This window comes from Acidovorax sp. 62 (genome assembly GCF_002754495.1).
GTDB lineage: Bacteria > Pseudomonadota > Gammaproteobacteria > Burkholderiales > Burkholderiaceae_C > Acidovorax.
Genome location: NZ_PEFJ01000001.1, coordinates 4367675 through 4388640, shown reverse-complemented (window position 1 = coordinate 4388640; position 20966 = coordinate 4367675). Strand labels below are relative to the sequence as shown.

General features: G+C 64.7%; 20 protein-coding genes. 6 read left to right on the top strand and 14 right to left on the bottom strand.

Features of this window, described 5'->3' with window-relative positions:
• Positions 1-3: 3 nt before the first annotated feature.
• Positions 4-153, bottom strand: a complete 150-nt coding sequence (locus tag CLU86_RS22965) for a hypothetical protein (RefSeq protein ID WP_162996044.1) — start codon at positions 151-153, stop codon at positions 4-6.
• A 291-nt stretch (positions 154-444) separates the two neighbouring features.
• Here CLU86_RS22965 and creD point away from each other — a divergent pair, with 291 nt between their 5' ends.
• Complete coding sequence (gene creD, locus CLU86_RS19625) at positions 445-1887, top strand: cell envelope integrity protein CreD (RefSeq protein WP_099742806.1); 1443 nt, start codon at positions 445-447, stop codon at positions 1885-1887.
• Positions 1884-2231: a hypothetical protein gene (locus CLU86_RS23180; protein WP_233195126.1), complete on the top strand. Its 348-nt coding sequence runs from the start codon at positions 1884-1886 to the stop codon at positions 2229-2231. The genes creD and CLU86_RS23180 overlap by 4 nt, the downstream gene beginning before the upstream one ends.
• A gap of 377 nt (positions 2232-2608) precedes the next feature.
• Here the strand turns inward: CLU86_RS23180 and CLU86_RS19615 are convergent, their stop codons facing one another.
• The 3 genes from CLU86_RS19615 to CLU86_RS19605 all read right to left on the bottom strand — a co-directional run bounded on the left by CLU86_RS19615 (position 2609) and on the right by CLU86_RS19605 (position 4272).
• Entirely contained in the window at positions 2609-3115 is a 507-nt protein-coding gene (locus CLU86_RS19615; protein WP_099657562.1) for a hemerythrin domain-containing protein, read from the bottom strand.
• A gap of 214 nt (positions 3116-3329) precedes the next feature.
• Entirely contained in the window at positions 3330-3926 is a 597-nt protein-coding gene (locus CLU86_RS19610) for a hypothetical protein (protein ID WP_099742804.1), read from the bottom strand.
• 127 nt (positions 3927-4053) lie between these two features.
• Complete coding sequence (locus CLU86_RS19605) at positions 4054-4272, bottom strand: CsbD family protein (RefSeq protein ID WP_099657560.1); 219 nt, start codon at positions 4270-4272, stop codon at positions 4054-4056.
• Between the two features lie 390 nt (positions 4273-4662).
• Between CLU86_RS19605 and CLU86_RS19600 the strand changes: the two genes are divergently transcribed.
• Positions 4663-6717, top strand: a complete 2055-nt coding sequence (locus CLU86_RS19600) for a DUF1800 family protein (RefSeq protein WP_099742803.1) — start codon at positions 4663-4665, stop codon at positions 6715-6717.
• A gap of 32 nt (positions 6718-6749) precedes the next feature.
• Positions 6750-8198, top strand: a complete 1449-nt coding sequence (locus CLU86_RS19595) for a DUF1501 domain-containing protein (protein WP_099742802.1) — start codon at positions 6750-6752, stop codon at positions 8196-8198.
• 131 nt (positions 8199-8329) lie between these two features.
• On the opposite strand, the gene CLU86_RS19590 is transcribed toward CLU86_RS19595, so the two are convergent.
• Both CLU86_RS19590 and CLU86_RS19585 read right to left on the bottom strand, forming a co-directional pair.
• Entirely contained in the window at positions 8330-9106 is a 777-nt protein-coding gene (locus tag CLU86_RS19590) for a hypothetical protein (protein WP_099742801.1), read from the bottom strand.
• A gap of 249 nt (positions 9107-9355) precedes the next feature.
• Positions 9356-10366, bottom strand: a complete 1011-nt coding sequence (locus CLU86_RS19585) for a zinc-binding alcohol dehydrogenase family protein (RefSeq protein WP_099743725.1) — start codon at positions 10364-10366, stop codon at positions 9356-9358.
• 335 nt (positions 10367-10701) lie between these two features.
• On the opposite strand from CLU86_RS19585, the gene CLU86_RS19580 reads away from it, so the two are divergent.
• Positions 10702-11607, top strand: a complete 906-nt coding sequence (locus CLU86_RS19580; RefSeq protein ID WP_099742800.1) for a LysR family transcriptional regulator — start codon at positions 10702-10704, stop codon at positions 11605-11607.
• Between the two features lie 70 nt (positions 11608-11677).
• Here CLU86_RS19580 and CLU86_RS19575 read toward each other — a convergent pair whose 3' ends face one another.
• From CLU86_RS19575 to CLU86_RS19540, 8 genes are all read right to left on the bottom strand, one after another.
• A complete protein-coding gene (locus CLU86_RS19575) occupies positions 11678-12031 on the bottom strand; it encodes a hypothetical protein (RefSeq protein ID WP_143226753.1) in 354 nt (117 codons plus the stop codon).
• Positions 12032-12267: 236 nt separating this feature from the next.
• Positions 12268-13254: an IS5 family transposase gene (locus CLU86_RS19570; protein WP_099740912.1), complete on the bottom strand. Its 987-nt coding sequence runs from the start codon at positions 13252-13254 to the stop codon at positions 12268-12270.
• Positions 13255-13708: 454 nt separating this feature from the next.
• Entirely contained in the window at positions 13709-14578 is an 870-nt protein-coding gene (locus CLU86_RS23255; RefSeq protein WP_158236360.1) for an RHS repeat-associated core domain-containing protein, read from the bottom strand.
• 185 nt (positions 14579-14763) lie between these two features.
• The gene (locus CLU86_RS19560; RefSeq protein WP_143226752.1) at positions 14764-15126 is read right to left on the bottom strand and encodes a hypothetical protein; all 363 of its coding nucleotides are present in this window, start codon (positions 15124-15126) and stop codon (positions 14764-14766) included.
• A gap of 74 nt (positions 15127-15200) precedes the next feature.
• Positions 15201-15878 carry an ABC-type transport auxiliary lipoprotein family protein gene (locus CLU86_RS19555; RefSeq protein WP_099742796.1) on the bottom strand — a complete coding sequence of 226 codons (678 nt, stop codon included), beginning with the start codon at positions 15876-15878 and terminating at the stop codon, positions 15201-15203.
• Positions 15879-15944: 66 nt separating this feature from the next.
• Positions 15945-16922 (bottom strand): MlaD family protein, encoded by a 978-nt coding sequence (locus tag CLU86_RS19550; protein WP_099657550.1) that lies wholly within the window; start codon positions 16920-16922, stop codon positions 15945-15947.
• Positions 16922-17842 (bottom strand): ABC transporter ATP-binding protein, encoded by a 921-nt coding sequence (locus CLU86_RS19545; protein ID WP_233195123.1) that lies wholly within the window; start codon positions 17840-17842, stop codon positions 16922-16924. The genes CLU86_RS19550 and CLU86_RS19545 overlap by 1 nt, the downstream gene beginning before the upstream one ends.
• Before the next feature lie 3 nt (positions 17843-17845).
• A complete protein-coding gene (locus tag CLU86_RS19540) occupies positions 17846-18979 on the bottom strand; it encodes an ABC transporter permease (RefSeq protein ID WP_099657548.1) in 1134 nt (377 codons plus the stop codon).
• Positions 18980-19244: 265 nt separating this feature from the next.
• Here CLU86_RS19540 and CLU86_RS19535 point away from each other — a divergent pair, with 265 nt between their 5' ends.
• Positions 19245-20939 carry a GMC family oxidoreductase gene (locus CLU86_RS19535; RefSeq protein WP_099742795.1) on the top strand — a complete coding sequence of 565 codons (1695 nt, stop codon included), beginning with the start codon at positions 19245-19247 and terminating at the stop codon, positions 20937-20939.
• The last annotated feature ends 27 nt before the right edge of the window (positions 20940-20966 follow it).

Here is a 20966-nt window from a genome sequence, read left to right as displayed (position 1 = left end):
GGCTCAAGCGCCGTCTTGCGCGGCCAAGGCCAGCCACTCGTCGGTGCCCAGGCATTCCTGCCCGGGCAGGTCGAGCCCCAGGCGGCGCTCGTCAAACAGGTCATCCAGCAGCGCGTCAAGCAGATGGGTCCAGCCGAACAGTTTGGAAAACATGGGGCACCTTTGGCGGTGGTTGGTTGCAGCCAGAGGCTAACGTGGGTGTGTGACGGTTTGGCGTCAGCCAGCGCCACACTTGCTTGTAGGCCAACGCCCATCCGATGCCCTGCGCGTGGGTGCATAGCAGCCCGTTCGCGCTGAGCTTGTCGAAGGCCAGGCATGGCCATACGCCAGCCCAGCCCGCCGCGCCACGAACACACGGACCACTTCACGCTCACTTCACAAACTTCATCGCCACCTCACCCCTGCGCCCAACACTGGCTCCACCAACACACAAGGAGGAGTCTTTTGAAACACCCGTTGATCACCAAACTCGTGGCGCTGGGCGCCGTGGCCATCTTGCTGCTCATTGGCCTGGGCCAGATTGAGGACGTGGTGCGCGACCGCCAGCGCTACCGCAGCCTCACGGCCCAGAGCGTGGCCGACAGCCTGGCCGGGCCGCAAACCCTGATGGGCCCCATGATCCACAGCGCCTGCGTGGAAAGCTGGGACGTAGAAACGGGCAAGGGCGACGAGCGCCGCACCACCGAGCAGCGGCGCGAATTTCTGCTCACCGCCATGCCCGAGCAGTTGCAGGTGCGCTCCAGCGTGAGCATGGAAGAGCGCGCCCGGGGCCTTCACAAAGTCAACACCTTCAACCTCAAGGCGCACATCACTGCGCAGTGGGGCACGCTGGCCAGCTTGCAGGCGCACAGCACCGTCAAGGGCTCGCGCCTGCAGTGCGGCGCGCCCATCGTGATGGTGGCGGTGGGCGATGCGCGCGGCATCCGCACGGCGCAGGTGCTGCACGGCGAGCAGGCCCTGGCCCTCAAGCCTGGCACCTTCCACCCCACCTACAGCCGGGGGCTGCACGCGGTGCTGCCCGAGTCGGTGCGCGGCCAGGCCGAGCCGATGACGCTGGCGCTGGACCTGGAGCTGGTGGGCACCGAGCGCCTGGCCATCGTGCCGCTGGGTGGCAACACCGAAGTGAAAATGACCGGCGGCTGGCCCCACCCCTCGTTCACCGGGCGCTTTCTGCCGTCTGAGCGCGACTGGGGCCCCGAGGGCTTCACGGCGCAGTGGCGCCTGTCGTCGCTGGCCACCACGGCGCAGCAAGACATCTTGAATGGCCGGCGTATTTGCGTGGGTGGCTATGACGACAGCCCGGTGCAGTACCCCACCGACGGCAGCTCACCCAGCACCACGCCACGCGACTGCGCAGACAGCTTCAGCGTGGCCTTTGTGGACCCGGTGAACCCCTACACCCTGGCAGACCGCGCCACCAAGTACGGCCTGCTGTTCATCGCCCTCACCTTTGTGGCCGTGGGCTTGTTTGAACTGATGAAGCGCCTGCGCGTGCACCCGGTGCAGTACCTGCTGGTGGGCTCGGCCATTTGCAGCTTTTTCTTGCTGCTGGTGAGCTTGTCGGAGCATTTGGCGTTTGGCTGGTCGTACCTGGCGGCCGCCACGGCCTGCGTGCTGCTGCTGGGCTACTACGCCAGCCACATGCTGGGCAGCCTGGCGCGGGGCATTCCGCTGGGGGCGGGCATGGCGCTGCTGTATGGCCTGCTGTATGTGCTGCTGCAGCTGGAGCAAACGGCGCTGGCAGTGGGCTCGATTGCGCTGTTCCTGGTGCTGACGGCAGTGATGGTGCTAACCCGCAAGGTGAATTGGTATGGCCTGACGCCAGCACCGCGCAACCCGAACGTCGCCACGGGTGCGGCCACCACACCAGGCAAGGACGCCCCATGAAGCACATCCCAACCCCAGGCCGTGAAGAAGGAGCGGCGCCGGGTAGAGCAGCCCCAGCCACACCCACCCACGGCCCCTGGGGGCAGCACCTGGTGGGGGCAAACGCCGGGGGTGCACAGCCCCCACGGCCATCGGCCGCAGGCTTGTCTGCCGCCGAGGCGCAGCGGGTAGAGCGCTACCGCCAGCGGCTGCTGTCGGCCCTGCGCGCCCAGGACCGCCGGGCGCTGCAAACCGCCAAGCAAGCCGTGCTGCGCAGCGCCTACCGCGAACCCGCCACCGCCGCACTGCGGCGCGCGCTGCGCGAGTTGTCGTGGTGCATGGCCGGCATGCTGCTGCCGCGATAGGTCTGGGCTGCGGCGCTTGCGCACCGGGCGGGGGTAATGCCGCAGGCCGACAGTGCCCAGGCGTCCACAGGCTCAGCCCGAACGGTGAGATGGCAGCCGTGTAGGTCTGGTTAGCGCAGCGTAACCCGACGTGAACGCTACTGGCCCTGTGGGCGTCGGGTTACGCCCTTGCGGGCTAACCCGACCTACGGGGTCTGATGGGCCCCGGCTTTGACAAGCTCAGCCCGAACGGGCGGGGGTGGCTGTGGGAGGTGGGATGGAGGAGTCCGAGACGGGTCACATAGCCATCCAGTCAATTTGGCCTCCAGGGCTTCCTAACAAAGCGCTAGCAGCTATGCATTTAATAGCAATTGCCTTGCAGGCTGGAGCCCCACCCCTCAGGCCACTTCCGCCGTGACCGCAGCAGGTTGGTCGACACAACTGTGGGTGCTGCCACAGCCCTGGATCAGTTCGCCGGGCAGGGCATCGGGGGCATGCACCACCCCTGTCACGGGGTCAAAGCCCACGCGGCGCAGGTGCAGGGCCAGCGATGCGTCCATCATTTGCGCGTGCTGCGGAAACCACTGGGCCAGCTCGCCCGTCATGATGCGGATGGGCTGGAGGTCGCCCTGCTCGGCGCGCACGATGCCCTCGCGCATCACCTGCAGCACCACCTTGTGCTGCGTGGTGTGGCAGTTGCCCGAGGCAAAGCGCGTGGCTGCCATCCAGGCGTCTTCCTGGCCAAAGTGGTGCTCGGTGTGGTCCACCAGCGCCTGCCATTGCTGCGCCACGGTGGCGTCGTCGGCTTGCTCGACTTGCGCCAGCAGGTCTACGAACTCGCGGTGGGTGTCGTCCATGAGCGGCAAATCCAGCGCCAGTGCGTCAGACCATTCCAGTGCAGCCATTTTTGTTCCTCGGTGTGTGACAAAAACGGCAGCTTAGGTACAACGGCGTGGCGTGTTTTGACCCAAATCAGTGGACAGCCACGCAGGCTTGCATTCCGTAACAAATTCCATCGCTGCAGGCCGTTGAGGGGTGCGTTCACACTCGCCCAACGGCCTGCAGCGTCAAGAGCCCCTTGGCGAATTCAGGGCGAGGACCCCAAGCTCAGCCCTGCCATCAGCTCTGCCCAAACTGGCGCTTGGCGTCGTCCACGCACTTGGACTTGAGGTCGCCCGCCAGGGCATCGCAGCGCTCCTTGGCGGCCTTGTAGTTGGCTTCGTTCTTCTCGGCGGCGGCGTCCTTACGCGCCTCGGCCACACCAGCGGCCTTTTCGGTGGCTGTTTCACCGGGCTTGGCTGCGGCCTTGGCCACCTTGGCGTTTTCCTTGGCCGTCACCTGGGCGGCTTTGGCGTCCTTCACACACACGTCCTTGGCGTTACCGCTCAGGTCATCGCACTTTTCCTTGGCAATGGCGTAGTCGGCATCGGCGCGGGCCTCGCGTGCCTTGTAGGCGGTTTTGTCGCTGGGCTTGTACTGCGCCTCCAGGTCAGCCTTGGCTACGTTCTCAGTGCCCTTGGCTTCCTTTTGGCAAATGTCCTTGGCGTTGCCGCTGAGGGCATCGCACTTTTGCTTGTTTACTTTGTAGTCGGCGGCAATCTGGTCTTTGGCCGCCTTGTATTCGGGCTGGCCCATGGCCATGGCAGAGGTGGCCAGCAAGGTGGCGGCAGACAGGGCGATGAGGTTGCGGGACAAGAGATTGGTTTTGAAGTGCATGGTGCTTCTCCTCAATGTTCAAACGGTGGGGGCGCGGCCGGGCCGCTGGGTGGGCATGCAGCCGCGGGGCTGCATGCCCGGTGCACGCGCACAGGGCGCAGTGCACGGGGGGACTGACTCAGACAGATCAGTCGTTGAAGTGGAAGGTGGGGTGGCGGGCTTGCCAGTCCTTGAGCTGCTTTTCTGCCGCCTCGCGGGCCAGGCCCTGGCGCTCTTGCAGCTTGCCCAGCAGCTGCTCGCGGCGGCCGGCAATCACATCGAAATCGTCGTCAGTGAGCTTGCCCCACTGCTCGACCATCTTGCCCTTGAATTGCTTCCAGTTGCCCTTGATGGTGTCTTCGTTCATGGCTTGCGTCCTTCGTACAACTCGCCTCAGCCATCCGCCCGAAATGCGCGGAACATCTGCGTGATGCGATGGATTCACTGTACGAACAGATGCAGCAGCCCCGCGTAGTCCCTGCCACGCAGGCCGCGTGGGCCCAGGCCTACGGGGCTGCCGGACAACACAGCGTGTCTGTAGGCCACAGCGCCGGGATATCTGCCAGCCTCAGACAGGTGGAATGCTTTTTGCAGCCCAGCCCCCACCCAAGGGGCAAAGACGTATCACCGATGTGTCTGAAGGGCGCCTCGAATGTGTCCCAGCGTAACGGCCGTATCCATTGCTCACACATTCACCGAGCACAAAAACCGCCCGCCTTCTTACACTTTGTTCAGCATTTCCACGATTGCTCACACCATGACAACAACAACGTACGAGGAGCCTTTGCACGCCACGGCGGCAGAGGAAGCAGAGGGCAGCCCCCAAGCCACAGCACACGCGGCACATACAGCGCATGCAGTTCAAGGGACACCAGCGCCGGAAGTAAGCGCCGTGCCCCGCGCACCACTGGCTGCACTGATGGCCAGCGTGGCGCTGGCAGCCTGCGGAGGCGGGAGCGAGGGCACGACCACGGCGACACCGCCTGTCAGTACCACCCCCACCCCGTCACCGGTTCCCACACCCTCCCCAACCCCAGCGCCGAGCCCCACAACACCCACGCCAACACCAGCGCCCACTCCTGCTCCGTCGCCCACACCAGCCCCGGCCCCCAGCCCATCGCCTGCGCCGTCTCCATCGCCCAGCCCGGCCCCTGCCCCCAGCCCTTACACCTACAAGACCGCTGCCACAGACCAGGAGGCCGCGCGCTTTTTGCTGCAAGCGCAGTTCAGTGCGTCCCCCGCCGAAATCGCCGCCGTGCGCAGCGTGGGATACGAGGCCTGGATCAACTCGCAGTTTGCAGCCCCCATGGGCACCAAAGGCTGGGACTGGCTCACCCAGCGCGGCTACGCCACCGTGTCTGACACCACCAACTACTACGACCAGACCTACCCCGCCGACAACATGATCTGGAGCCAGCTCATGACGGCATCAGACGGCCTGCGCAAGCGCGTGGCCCTGGCGCTGTCGGAGATCTGCGTGGTCTCGCTCAGCGGGCTGGACTTCAACTGGCGCAGCCACGCCATGGCCCACTATTGGGACCAACTGGTGGCCAACGCCTTTGGCAACTACCGCCAGGTGCTGCAAGACGTGACGCTGAACCCCGCCATGGGGTACTACCTGAACACGCGCGGCAACCAGAAGGAAAACGCCGCCAGCGGCCGCCAGCCTGACGAGAACTACGCCCGAGAAATCCTGCAGCTCATGTCCGTCGGCCTGGCCGAACTCAACCAGGACGGCACGCCCAAAACCGATGGCGCGGGCAAGCCCATCGACAGCTACAGCCAGTCCGACATCACCAACCTGGCCCGCGTCTTTACCGGCTACGACTACGACCAGACGCAGAACGTGCCTGCCACCGTGCCCGGTGGCTCGCGCGTGGTGCCCAGCACCCACTTCACGCGGCTGCCCATGGCACTCAAGGAGTCGCTGCACTCCAGCCTGGCAGCCACCTTTTTGGGCACCACCATTGCGGCCAGCACACCGGGCGCGGCCGCGCTCAAGACGGCGCTGGACACCATCTTCAACCACGCCAACGTCGGGCCATTCATTGGCAAGCAGCTCATCCAGCGGCTGGTCACCAGCAATCCCTCGCCTGCCTATGTGGGCCGCGTGGCCGCCAAGTTCAACAACAACGGGGCAGGCGTGCGCGGCGACCTGCAGGCCGTGGTCATGGCCATCCTCATGGACGACGAAGCCCGCGAACCCGCAGGCCTGACCAAGCCCAGCTTTGGCAAGCTGCGCGAACCCATGCTGCGCCTGGTGCAATGGGCGCGCACCTTTGGCGTCAACTCGCAATACGGGTACTGGAAGATTGGCGACACCAGCAGCGCGGGCTCGCGCCTGTCGCAAAGCCCGCTGCGCTCACCCTCGGTGTTCAACTTCTTTCGCCCCGGGTATGTGCCGCCCTCCACAGCCCTGGCCACGGCCGGGCAGGTGGCGCCCGAGTTTCAGCTGGTCAACGAAAGCAGCGTGGGCAGCTACTTGAACTACATGCAAAACACCATTCGCAACGGCATCTATGCCAATGCGCCCGACGTGCCCGAGAGCACCAGCAACGGCAACAACGGCTACGACATCAAGACCACCTACCCCAACGAGATGGCCCTCGTGGCCGACGCCGACGCGCTGGTGGCGCGCATCAACCTGCTGATGTGCGCAGGCCAGCTCTCGGCCGCCAACATCAAGCTCATTGCCGATGCGCTCAAGGCCACGCCCGTCACAGCGGCCAGCACCGAGGCCGTGAAGCTCAATCGCATTGCAGCGGCCATCCTCCTGGTCATGGCCTCGGCCGAGTACCTCGTCCAAAAATAACGGCAAAAAAAGAGAACAGAGAGAAGGCCCCCATGCACCTGATCCAACCCGAACTCCACACACGCCGGGCGTTTTTGCGCCGCTCCACCCAGCTGGGGCTGGCAGGCACAGCCCTGCCCTTTGCCCTGAACCTCGCTGCCATGGGCGAAGCGGCCGCCTTCACCGCCACCGACTACAAGGCCCTGGTGTGTGTGTTTCTGTACGGCGGCAACGACTACGCCAACACCGTGGTCACCTACGACGACGACAGCTACAACAAGTACGCCACCATCCGTGGCGGCAGCGGCCAGGCGGGCGGCGGCATCGCCATCCCCAAGGCAGACCTTGCCGCCACCTTGCTCAACCCCACCGTGCCCCTGGCCGCTGGCCGCCAATACGCAATGCACCCCGCCATGACGGGCATGGCCAACCTGTTCAACACCGGCAAGGCCGCCGTGCAACTCAACGTGGGCCCGCTCATCGTGCCGCTCACCCGCACGCAATACAACAGCAGCAACCGCGCGCTCTACCCCATCCCGCCCAAGCTGTTCTCGCACAACGACCAACAGTCGGTGTGGCAGTCCTCGTCACCCGAAGGCTCCACCGTAGGCTGGGGCGGCAATCTGGGTGATTTGGCCCTGTCGTCCAACACCAACTCGCTGTTCACCTGCATTTCGGTCACCGGCAACGCGGTGTTTCTGTCCGGCGATTCGGCCCTGTCCTACCAGGTCAGCACCGGCGGGGCCATTGCCATCAATGGGGTGAAGAACAACGTCTACGGCTCCACCGCCGTGCGCTCGGTGCTCACATCGCTCATCCAGCAGACCAGCCCCCAGGTGCTGGAGAACGAGTACAACCGCATCACCACCCGCGCCGTCACCGCTGAATCGCAAATCACCAGCGGCCTGGCGGGCGTGACACTGGCCACCGCCTTCCCTGCCAACAACTCGCTGGCCGATCAGCTCAAGATGGTGGCGCGCCTCATCGGCGCACGCAGCACCCTTGGCAGCAAGCGGCAGGTGTTCATGGTGTCGCTGGGCGGCTTTGACCTGCACGACAACCTCATCTCGCAGCAGCCCACCCTGATGAAGCGCGTGAGCGAAGCCATGACCGCCTTCTACGACGCCACCGTCGAACTGGGTGTGGCCGACAAGGTCACCGCCTTCACCGCATCCGACTTTGGCCGCACCTTGAACTCCAACGGCGACGGCTCGGACCACGGCTGGGGCAGCCACCACTTCATGGTGGGCGGCGCCGTCAAGGGCAAGGCGCTTTATGGCAAGGCACCGCCCGTGAGCAACACCAACAGCACCACCGACGCCGCAGACCAATGGCACGTGGGCCAAGGCCGCCTGCTGCCCAGCACCTCGGTCGACCAGTACGCAGCCACCTTGGCCAAATGGTTTGGCGTGGCCAACGGCGAAATGGCGGGCGTGCTGCCCAACCTCAGCCACTTTGGCGGGGCCGACTACCCGACCGACCTGGGCTTCATGACGGCCTGACGCAGGCGCCGGCCTCTACCGGCCCACCCCACCCGCCCGGACCACGCCAGTGCTCCGGGCTTTTTTGCGCTGGGGCCTGGGGCAACGCTGCCGCGCCGCCTCAGCGCGCAATAAGAACCTATTCAAAGGCATCAGCCCGCAGAGCCCCGCGCCTTCATCTTCAACTGCGCATACAGCTCAGGCAGCTTCAGCTTGGTGCCCATCTTGTGCTTGAGGGTTTTCAGCTCCGCCATCACCGCCTGCAGCTCGCCGGGGGTGGGTTGCAGGGGCTGCAGGCACTGGGCCAGCACAGGCACCACCTGGCGGCGCATAAAGCGCCCTCCCGTCATCGCCATCTGCCACACCACCAGCGCAATGCCCAGGCCCAAGGCCACCAGCACGCCCAAGCCCCCCTCATCCGGCGCTATCACGTGCGCAATGGCAGGCACCGTGACAAGCAGCGCCACCGCCCCCAGCAGTGCAAAACCCACCTCCTTGTCCATGTGTGTGGAGGCAAACTGCTTCTCTACCTTCGGCGACAGCAGCAAAAACGGATTGCGGATCAGCGCATGCCGGTCTTGGGCCGACAAGGTGTGCGGGTTGTCGCGCACCTGCTGCTCCAGCGCCAGCCGATCGGCCCAGGCCTCGTGCAGGTTCGGAAACGTCTGGCGCACCATGTCGTTCCAGGGCAGCAGCTTGGGCACGACCTTGGCGTAATGGGTGGGCTCGGCGTTGTAAACGGTGTGGCACTTCAGGCAGGTGCGCTCAAACCCCACCAGCTCGCCCTGGCTCACAGAGACGTAATACACATGCCCCGCAGACCCAATGCGCTGCAACGCAAAAGGCCGCGGCTTGCGGCAAATGGGACAAAAATCGGCCACATGGCCCAGCTTGCGATAGACGAGCTTGCGCCCCCAGACGATGAACATCGGTTCCCTCTCTCATGTAATCTTGGTTTTAGAGAGCGGCCATTCTATTGATCCGGCACGAACCGAGCAGAACCGTTCACGCTGAGCCCTTCGGCAGGCTCAGGACAGGCTTGTCGAAGCGCCGCACAAGGTTTCGACAAGCTCAACCCGAACGGATATTTCAAGTTCAAAGAGGTCGGCTCCATCACGGCCTGCCCGCGCCCTACAGCACAGGCAGGCCACCCAACGGAGCCTTGGGAGGCAGCGCGATCAGAACCCCGCCAGCACCACCTTGCCGTGCGCCTTGCCCGTCTCGATCAGCGCATGGGCCTTGCGCAGGTTGTGCGCGTTGATGCTGCCAAAGCTGGTGCTCACGGTGGAGCGCACGCGCCCCGCATCCACCAGCGCAGCCACCTCGGCCAGCAGCGCACCCTGCTCGCCCATGTCGGGCGTTTCATACATGGGGCGGGTGAACATCATCTCCCAGTGCAGCGACAGCGCCTTGCCCTTGAGCGGCATCGCGTCCAGCCCCTGCATATCGTCGATCACGCCCAGGCGCCCCTGGGGCTTGAGGGCCTCGATCAGTTGCGTGTAGTGCTGCTGCGTCTGCGTCAGGCTGGCCACCAGCTCCACGCCCTCCACCCCAGCGGCCCTCAGCTCGGCCGCCAGCGGGCGCGAATGGTCGACCACCACATGCGCGCCCAGGTCCAGGCACCACTGGCGCGTTTCGGGGCGCGAGGCCGTGGCCACCACCCGCAGCTGCGTCAGCTGCCGCGCCAGCTGGATCAGGATGGAGCCCACCCCGCCCGCACCGCCCACCACCAGCAGCGTCTGCCCCGCGCCGCCGCCCTTGGCCACGCCCAGGCGGTCAAACAGCAGCTCATACGCCGTGATGCTGGTCAGCGGCAAAGCCGCCGCCTGCTCGTCGCTCAGCGACTGGGGGGCCAGCGCCACAATGCGCTCGTCCACCGCATGCAGCTCGCTATTGGCCCCGGGGCGGGCGATAGAGCCCGCGTAATACACCCGGTCACCCACCTTGAAGCGCGACACCTGTGCGCCCACCGCCTCCACCGTGCCCACGGCATCCCAGCCCAGCACCTTGGCCTGCCCCTCGGGCGGCAGCGAGCCCTTGCGCACCTTGGTGTCCACCGGGTTCACCGACACCGCCTTCACCCGCACCAACACATCGCGTGCGCCCGGCACCGGCGCAGGCAGCTCCAAATCCAACAGCGCCTCGGCATGGTCCACAGGCCAATTTGCACGGTATCCAACGGCTTTCATCACAGTCCTTTCATTGCACTGCTGCAGGCGCGCATTGCGCCAACACGGCGCCCAGCGCACACGGCATTGCATCGCTTCATCACTGGCCGGGCCCATCCCAAGCCATGCAGGCACTGTAGATAAGCAACCCGCAATTGATAAGACGGCTTTGAATGCATTCAATTTCAAATGAAAATTGAAAATAGCGATCCGGGACCTCGGAACTAGAAACATCCGTTCGGGCTGAGCCCGTCGAAGCCCTGCGCGGCGCGTCGACTGCGCTCTGCGTGAACGGCTGCATGGGGTAAGTGCCCCGTCCACCCAGCCCAAACCCTGCTCTGACCCACAGCCCGCCCATGAAAATCGAAAACCTGGCCGACCTGCACGTGCTCACCCACACCGCCCGCACCGGCACCCTCAGCGCCGCCGCCCGCGCCCTGGGCATGACACCCGCCGCCGCCAGCGCCGCACTCAAGCGGCTGGAAGGGCAACTGGGCTCGCGTCTGTTCGAACGCTCCACCCGCGCCATGCGCCTCACCGCCCAGGGGCAGATCCTGCTCGACTACGCCCAGCGCGCGTTTGACCTGCTGGCCGAAGGCGAAAGCATGGCCACCGCCCACCACGGCACCCTGGTGGGTACATTGCGCGTGGCCGCCCCGTCCGACTTGGCGCGCAACATGCTGCTGCCCTGGTTTGACGAGTTTTTGGCAATACACCCCGGTGTGGAACTGGCCCTGAGCGTGAGCGACAGGCCCCTGGACGTGACGCGCGACGAAGTCGACGTGGCCCTGCGCTACGGCCCCTTGGCCGACTCGAGCCTCATCGCCCGCCCCCTCACCACCACCCGCCCCATGCTGTGGGCCGCCCCGGCCTACCTGGCGCGCCACGGCACGCCCACCACCCCGCAAGACCTGCTGCAGCACAACTGCATCGCCTTTCACATCGCAGGCCGCCCCGCCCGCACCTGGCGCTTTGGCCGCGACGGGCAATGGACCGAAGTGCGCGTCAAAGGCAACCGCACCGCCGACGACGCCGCCCTGGCCCGCGACTGGGCCATCGCAGGCCACGGCATCATCTACAAATCCGTGCCCTACCTGCACCACGAACTGCACCACAGCCCCCTGGTGCGCCTGCTGCCCGAATGGGACACCCCGCCCTACCCTCTGCAAGCCCTGCTGCCCAGCGGCCGCTTCGTGCCTGCGCGGGTACGGGCGTTGGTGGATTTTTTGGTGGGGAAGTTTGATGGGTTGCCGCAAGAGTGAGGCAGGTAAACCCGTGTGAAATTTGGATCAAAAGTGGCCCTAGCGCTTATTCCGAAAGCGCTAGAAGCTACTAATTTGAGAGCAAATTGAGTTTGCAAGAAAGGTTGCTTCCCCGCCCCGGTGATGAGTCGTTGCCACGCCACTGCACTCGCGCGGAGATCGGGCGCCGGGGGTTTTCGGTGTCGCTGTGGCTTTGCAGGCGGTTGGTGCCGCTGGCGGCTTGTTCGGTGCGCTGCTCTGTGGCGGTGCCTGCCAGGGTTTGGACGGTGTAGTTGGCCTGGGTGCTGGTAGCTACCGTGGATGCGAGCCCGGCAAAGACAAAGGCCAGCAAGAGGTTGAGCCTGCTGGCCTTGGTGGGGGTTGAGCCAAATGGGCTGCTAGCGCTTGAGGGATAAGCGCTGGCAGCTATGAATTTAGGAGTCATCAACCGCTGCAAGTGGCCTGTCGGGACTTCACCTTTCAATCTGCCGTCGAGAGGTGCCAGGTTTTGCGCGAGTCAGGCAAAAAACAAGACTTGACCCTAGGGAAACTCTGCACGAATCGGGTGTGGTTGTTCCACGGCGCAGAGCGAAGTTAAAAGCACTCACGTTGAGTAACTTCGGCCTGAGCAGTGCGCCCTCAGACGCTGCGCGGGGGCCATTGGCCCTTGATCTTTGGGCATCACGCCCCCTGCACACGCACCTGTCCCTGGCTGATCAGCAGTTTGTGCCTTGCCATCCACAGATTTGACAGCGCAAACAGCGTGACGATCTGCGCCGTGTTCTTCTTGAGCCCACGGTAGCGCACCTTCACGTACCCAAACTGCTGCTTGAGCACCCTGAAAGGGTGCTCTACCTTGGCGCGGATGCTGGCCTTGGTGCGTTCAAGTTGGTCGATCAGCGCCTCAAGAGGCTTGTCTTTGTCCAAAGCCCGACGCAGTCCTGGTCGCAGGGCCACATGCCAGCGGACACTCTTGTTAGCATCGGGCCGCTTGTCTACACCTTGATAGCCTGCATCACCAAAGGCATCCGTTTCTTGCCCGTGCAGCAGGCTGTTGGCCTCAATCACGTCGTTCACATTGCCACTGGTGCCGCGCACGCTGTGCACCAGCCCAGAGTCAGCATCCACCCCGATGTGCGCCTTCATGCCAAAGTACCACTCGTTGCCCTTCTTGCTTTGATGCATCTCGGGGTCTCGTGCTTTGCCTTCGTTCTTGGTGGACGTCGGCGCCGCAATCAGCGTTGCATCCACTACGGTGCCTGCCTTGAGTTGCAGCCCTTTGGCTTGCAGCAGTGCATTGATCGTAGCGAGTATCTGATCGGCCAGCTTGTGGCGCTCTAGCAGATGCCGAAAACGCAGGATGCTCGATTCACTGGGGATGTGTTCGTCCCAGTGAGACAGGCCGGCAAAGTCACGAAAGGCTGGCACATCGTGCAGCGCCTCTTCCATGGCTGGATCGCTGAGCTTGAACCACTGCTGCATGAAATGGATACGCAGCAGGGTCTGCACTGCAAAGGGCTGCTGGCCCCGGCGTCCGATCTCTGGGGCATAAGGCTCAATGAGCGAGACCAACTCGACCCAGGGCACCACCAACTCCATCGCATCAAGAAACTCACGCTTGCGGGTGCGCTTGGTGGTATTGCTCAGGCCCAGGCTGCTTTGCTTCATGAGCGTATTGTCCTCGCCTGCACACTGGCTCAAGCACATCTCAGAGGGATTCGTGCAGAGCATCCCTAGCGGCCCACAAATCAGCCTATGTAGGACTTTTTTCAAGACCGTGAACAACTGTCATGCCCCATTCCCTCCTTCCTATTGCTTTGAATCAATCCCTATTGCTGCCAGAAACGGCGCAACTTGCAGTTCAATGGGTAACTCGCCTCGAAAGACTCCCTGGCTAGAAAACCTCATTTGCTCAGTCTCCAAGTCGATAACCTCCGCATGGAATTCGCCACTACGCCAGCACGTTATACGCGCTACAGCAGTAGGCGTATCTATATCAAGCCGTGCGGAGGAATTGTCCGAAGGCCGACCTTCGGTCACTGTCGCTTCCACTCCCAAAGAAGTTTGGATTTCGCCAATGTGTTTTGCCCAATCAAGAAAAAAGCTCAACATGTTCTCTCCATTAAGGAATTCTGGTCGCTGAGTGCACGATTCCAGTCGCTTCAGGCATCTGCGGTAGTGGCAACCCCTTTCTCCCGGCGAGCCGCCCCTCAAGCGAATTGGGTCCAATGATTTTTGACCAACCTTCATTTGTCGCTCTCAAAGAAGACGAAGGCACGTTGAACTCCACATACACGCTACCTGGTTTGGCTTGATTGATAAATGCAGAAGCGTTAGTAGGTGTTGCGACATGTGTGGTACCTGAGAAGCTCTCTTGAACTCTACCGGATGCCTTCATTGCATCAAGCTCAGCTTGCGACATCCACCGTCCAACCCTGGTAGTTTGCACGGCTGCCGCTTCACACGCATCCCCGAGTGGCTTGGCAGCGCGGCTCACTCCAAAACTCGCGGCAGTTAATACCTGCTCTCCCAGCATCGTCCCGAAACTCAGCGCAGCTGCTCCGTAGTTCCCATTCTCCAAGGCAGTCATGCCTCTATCGAATGACACTTGCCCAGGCACCCACGCTCGAAGCCAAGGCGAGCTTTCATACAACCCCTGTGGATCAATCCCATTCAACGGATTGCCACTGACATACCCAAACCGATTCCACCCCCCATCCAGCCCAATCGGGTCCGCTTGGATGTACCTCCCCCCCTGAGCGTCATAGTACCGATTCAGGTTGTAGCTCAACCCCGTCTCTTCATCCCACACCTGCCCCGGGTAGCGCAGCTTGAAGTTCACTTCTTCGCTGTACACGCTGCCTGAGGTGTTGCTGCTGCCGCCCAGCTGTGGCGCTTCAAACGCGTAGCCTGTGGCCCCGGTGGTGGGGGCTACTTCTCCGTACCCCGTGATCAGCCATTGCCACACGACTTGGCCTTGTGTGTTGGTCAAGCGCCGGGGGGTGTTCAGGTGGTCGCTGTCTATGGCGTACAGGCGTCCGTTGATTTGCGCCCCAATGGGCATGGGGCCGCTGGCGGTGGGTAGCCATAGCACTTCGGTGCTGTCTGCCTCGCCTGCGGGGGCAGAGCGGATGAAAACACCTGCTCCATGCGGCGTGGGGATTAGTCACATCATCCCTACGGTTCGGTGGTGCCGGAATGGCCTTTCACCTCAGTGCCGATACGACTGCACCAAACATATGCTCCGGTGCTCGAAAGAAAGCCCAGAGCCATACAAAGCACTGCGGTCCACGTCTTCTCAGTTGCTGCGGCCTCTGCCTCGATCCTGGAAATGGCTGTGCGCAAAGCCTCAGCGGAGATGGTTTCATCTTGCTGTGCCTTGGCCTCTAAAGCCGTGATTTGACTCTCTGCTTTATGCCAAGCCATCCAGGATGCCAACGGGGCGCCTATCAAAAACCAAACAGACGCCGCCAGTAACAACGCAACGAATTGCCTGACCAACACGTCTTTGGCGCTGGACGAAGGGGTGAAGCAGTTCATGGAACTTTGCATACGAAGACTGCAGCGAAACCTTCAGAAGACACAGAAGCTACAGCAGAAGCCGCCCTGCTAACTCACCTCACCCCCGCCCCCACCCACTCATCCACCTCCATCGCCACCTGCCGCGCAGCCTCAGCCAGGGCGCGTGTTCCACCCGCCGCATCTGCCGTCAGGGCGGGCTTTTGCACGATGAAGACGCGCTGGCCCAGCAGGGTTTCGCCTGCGGGGGTGGGGTCTACCAGGGTGGCGCGCAGGCGCAGCAGGCCGGTGCTTTCGGTGGGGCTGGTGAAGAGGTGGCTGAACTCTTCAAGCTCGATGCGCAGCACGGCGGGCAGTTTGCCGCCGCGGGCGGTGTCGCGGGCCTGGGCGGCGGCGTCGGCGTCTTGCAGCACGGCGCGGCGTTGGCCCAGTTGGGCGCGCAGGGCTTGTTGCACGAGTTGCACGGGGGGTTGCGTCCAGCGGGCCAGGGTGTAGGGGCGCAGTTGCTGGGCGTCGGCGTAGGCCAGGCGGTATTGCACGGCGGTGCTGCCTTCGGCCAGGCCGGTGGCTTCTACGTCGGCCAGGGCGATGGGGGCCAGGGGCGCGCGGCGGTCGGCCGGGGCGTAGCTGGTGAGGCCGGGGCCAAAGTCGTAGGACACGGGGCGGTTAGGCGCGGCGGGCAAGGCGCTGCAACCGGCCAGCAATACCAAGCAAAAAGTGCCTGTAGCGCTTGCCAGGCGAGCGCTAGCAGCTATATTTTTAATAGCATCCATTGCAGAGCGGGACGAACGGGCAAAGGGGTGGGCGGGGGTGGTGTGCATGGCGCGGGCCTTTGTGGGTCAGGGTTTGGCCAGGGGTGGGGCAAAGCCGGGCTCGCCCGGGCCGGGGGGCAGGCGGCCACTGCCGTAGATGAAGAGTTGGGGGTTGTCGCTGACGCTGGCGGCGGCCAAGCCCATTTGGCGCACGGCGCGGCCGGTTTCGTCGGCGGCGCGGTTGATGCTGGGCAGGGTGGATCGGCTGAAGTTGTCGGCCGCTGCGGCCATGACCTGGGTGCCGTGGGTGAGCTGGTCGATGGCGCCGCCTTCAGCGCTCAGGCGCAGGGTGGTGGTGCGGATGTCGTTGGCCATGACGGAGACGTTGTTGCTGGCTTGTTGCAGGGCTTTCATGGTCTGGCGGGCGTCGGCGGCCAGGGGGGGCAACGCGGCCAGGGCGGGGTCCAGCCGGTTTTGCACAACGGCGTCCACGCGCTGGGTCAGGGTGTTGACGCTGCCTGCGGCCTGGCCGATGTGGCCCAGGGCCTGGGTGATGCGTTGCTGGTTTTCGTCGCCCAGCAGCTGGTTGATGCGGCGGGTGGCTTCTTCGACCTGGGCGAGGATGTTGGGCGCTTGCTCTGCCAGGCGGCCAAAGGGCGAGGGCTTGAGGGTCAGGCGCGGCAGGCCGCTGGGGCCGGGGGGCAGTTGGGTCAGGGGCTGTGGCGAGTCGTCGAGCAGGACGTGGGCCAGGCCGGTGACGCCCTGGTAGCCCAACGTGGCAAAGGTGGTGGGGCTGATGGGGGCGCTGTCGTTGACGGCGATGCGGATGAGCACGTTGCCGCTGATCTGCGGGTCAAACCCGATGCGGGTGACTTTGCCCACGGCCACGCCTTTGTAACGCACGGTGGCCTGGGGCTGCAGGCCGCTGACGCCTTCGCGGGTGGAGAGTTCGTATTGCTCGTAGTTGGCGTTGTCGCGGGTGAGCCAGATGGCCAGGCCCGCCAGCAGGGCGGCCACGACGATGACGAAGGTGCCTGCGGCGAGGGCGTGTGATTTGTTTTCCATCAGAGGTCCTTGTGGGGCACAGATGCGGGCGTGGGCGCGGCGGTGGTGGCTGGCGCTGCATCGGCAACAGCGGTGGGCTGCAGCGGGGCCATGGCGCGTTGGCCGCGTTCGCCCATGAAGAAATGTTCGATGAACGGGTGCTTGAAGTGGGCCACCTCGTGCGGTGGGCCGGTGACGATGACTTTTTTATCGGCCAGCACGGCCACGCGGGTGCTCAGGGCAAAGAGGGTGTCCAGGTCGTGCGTGACCATGATGACCGTGAGGCCCAGGGCCGAGCGCAGCTCGCGCACCAGGGCGCAGAAGTCGTCGGAGCTGCTCGGGTCCAACCCGGCGGTGGGCTCGTCGAGCAGCAAGAGGGGCGGGTCCATGATGAGGGCGCGGGCCAGAGCCACGCGCTTGACCATGCCGCCCGACAGATCAGCCGGCATGCGGGTGGCGTGCTCGGGCTTGAGGCCCACCATCTGCAGCTTGACGAGGGCGGCTGAGCGCACGAGTTCTTCGGGCAGGGTGCCTTGCTCGCGCAGGGCAAAGGCGACGTTGTCGAGCACGTTGAAGGCCGAGAACAGCGCGCCGTGCTGGAACAGCATGCCCACGCGGCTGGCGGCGCCTTCGCGGCCCATTTCAGACGCGGGGCGGCCCAGCACGGTGACGCTGCCGCGCGTGGGCCGGGCCAGGCCCAGTATTTGGCGCAGCAGCACGGTTTTGCCGGTGCCCGAGCCCCCGACGAGCGAGAGCATCTCGCCGCGCTGCACCGTGAACTCCAGGTCTTGGTGCACGGCAAAGGCTTCGCTGCCTTTGCCAAACACGCTCCACAGCCCTTTGGCTTCAACGATGGGCCGTTCGTGGACAGGTGTGTGGGCGGGCACGGCGAGGGGTTTCGGAATGGGGGCGGAAGACGGGGGGTGCAGAGCGGCGGTCATGGCTCAGATCCCCACGTTGCGGAAGGCGACGGCAAAGAGCGCATCGACGATGATGACCATGGTGATGGAGGTGACGACCGAAGCGGTGGTGCCTTCGCCCAGGCTTTGGGTGTTGGGCTTGACGCGCAGGCCCCAGTGGCAGCCGATGAGGGCGATGAGCCCCCCGAACACCACCGATTTGGCCATGGCCAGCGTGAGGTTGCCCACCTTCACAGCCGCAGGCAGGGCCTGCACAAAGTACGACGAAGAAATGCCCAGCGTGATGTCGGCCGCCAGCATGCCCCCGGCCAGCGCGGCCAGCGTGGTCCACACGCTGATGAGCGGCATGGCCAGCGCCAGGGCGATGGTGCGGGGCATAACGAGCCGAAAGCCGTGCGGGATGCCCATGACGCGCATGGCGTCCAGTTCTTCGGTCACGCGCATCACGCCAATCTGCGCGGTGATGGACGAGCCCGAGCGCCCCGCCACCAAAATGGCCGCCAGCATGGGCCCCAGCTCGCGGATGAGCGAGATGCCCAGGATGTTGACGATGAACGATTCGGCCCCGAACTGGCGCAGCTGCAGGCTCATCAGGTAGGCCAGCACCACGCCAATCAAAAAGCCCACCAGCGCGGTGATGGGCAGCGCCGTGGCGCCCATGCGGTACAGGTGGCCCGACACATCGCGCCAGGGGCCGCGCCGGGGGTTGCGGGCCAGGCGCAGCAGGTCCAGCACCAGTTGGCCCACCATCTGCACCACATGGCGGGCGTGGTCCAGCCCGTGCAGCACCAGCACGCCCAGGTGGTCCACCTGGTCAAACAGGCGCCAGGGCGCTGGGGCGGGTGGGTTGGCAATGGTGAGCTGGGCCACGCGTTCGAGCAGGGTGCGCTGCACGTCCGTCAGCGCCAGACGCGCGGGCCAGGCACGGCCCCAGTGGTTCCACAGCAGCTGCGCGCCGACATGGTCCAGCCACTGCAGGGCGCGCAGGTCCCAGCCCAGGGCGGCGGCAGGCGCGTTGTCTTGCAGCTGGCGGCGCAGCAGCTTCCACTGCGAGCGGGTGCCCAGCTCGGCCGCACCCCAGCGGCCCTGCGGCTGCGCGCACGGCCCCTCGGGCGTGTCGGTGCGGACGATGCAGGGGGCGGCGCTGTCAGTGGTCATGTGGGAGGGCGGCACAAGCCACCGGGCAGGGCAATGGGGGTAAACGACAGAGTCAGGCATGGTAGCGGAGCCGGGCGCAACCCCTTGGCACATTCTTGCGGCCCGTGCATGCAATTTTTATCAAAATGCCCTCTAGCGCTTGATTGATAAGCGCAAGCAGCTATTTATTTGATAGCAACAGGCATTTACCCCATCGACAGGCAACGGGCGCTCAGCACAATGGGGCGGGTAACCCATCCGTTCCATCTCCGCCATTTCCCTATCCATGAGCGACACCCAGTTTGACTACATCATCATTGGCGGCGGCACTGCGGGTGCCCTGCTGTGCAACCGACTGAGCGCAGACGGCCGCCACCGCGTGCTGCTGGTGGAGGCGGGCCGCAAGGACGACTACCACTGGATCCACATCCCCGTGGGCTACCTGTATTGCATTGGCAACCCGCGCACCGACTGGCTGTACCACACCGAGCCCGACGCGGGCCTGAACGGCCGCACCCTGCGCTACCCGCGTGGCAAGACACTGGGCGGCTGCAGCAGCATCAACGGCATGATCTACATGCGCGGCCAGGCCCGCGACTACGACCAATGGGCCCAGCTGACGGGCGACGACAGCTGGCGCTGGGACAACGCCCTGCCCTTCTTCCGCCGCCACGAGGACCACTGGCGGCTGGACCAGCCCGAGGGCGTGAATGAAAATTTCAAACGCCTGCACGGCAACAAGGCCACCGGCAGCACGGGCGAGTGGCGGGTAGAGAAGCAGCGCCTGCGCTGGGACGTGCTGGACGCCTTTGCCCAGGCTGCGCAGGAGGCCGGCATTGCCGCCACCGATGACTTCAACCGGGGCACCAACGAGGGCGTGGGCTACTTTGAGGTGAACCAGAAAAGCGGCTGGCGCTGGAACACGGCCAAGGCCTTTTTGCGGCCCACCTGCTACGGGCGGCCCAACTTTGAGATGTGGACCAGCGCGCAAGCGGCGCAGCTCATCATCGAGACGCAGCCCGACGGGCAGCACCGCTGCACCGGCGTGAAGGTGTGGGACGGCCAGCAGATGGTGACGGCCCACGCTGGCCGCGAGGTGGTGCTGAGCGCGGGCGCCGTCAACTCGCCGCAGCTGCTGCAGCTCTCGGGCATTGGGCCCGCAGCACTGCTACGCCAGCACGGGCTGGAGGTGGCGGTGGACCTGCCCGGCGTGGGCGCCAATTTGCAAGACCACCTGCAGATCCGCTCGGTCTTCAAGGTACAGGGCGTGCCCACGCTCAACACCATGGCCAATTCGCTGGTGGGCAAGGCCAAGATCGGGCTGGAATATGTGCTCAAGCGCAGCGGGCCCATGAGCATGGCGCCCTCGCAACTGGGCGCCTTCACCCGCAGCAGCGCAGAGCATGTACACCCCAACATCCAGTACCACGTGCAGCCTTTGTCGCTGGATGCGTTTGGCGAGCCGCTGCACAGCTTCCCGGCCTTCACGGCCAGCGTGTGCAACTTGAACCCCACCAGCCGGGGCACGGTGCAGATCAAGAACGCTGATTTCCGCGCCGCCCCGGCCATTGCCCCCAACTACCTGAGCACCCCCGAGGACCGCAAGGTGGCCGCCGACAGCCTGCGCGTGACGCGCCGCATCGTCGCCCAGCCCGCGCTGGACAAGTACCGCCCCGAAGAGTGGAAGCCCGGCGTGCAGTACCAGACCGACGCAGACCTGGCGCGGCTGGCGGGCGACATTGCCACCACCATCTTCCACCCCGTGGGCACCACCAAAATGGGGCACGACCTGGACCCTATGGCGGTGCTGGACAGCCAGATGCGGGTGCGCGATGGGCGCGGCGGCGTGGTGCACGGCCTGCGCGTGGTGGACGCCGGGGCCATGCCCACCATCACCAGCGGCAACACCAATTCGCCCACGCTGATGATGGCCGAGCGCGCCGCACAGTGGATGGTGGAGGCACAGCGCGCGGGCAGTTGAGGCGACGAGTTGACGTGACGGGCTGCG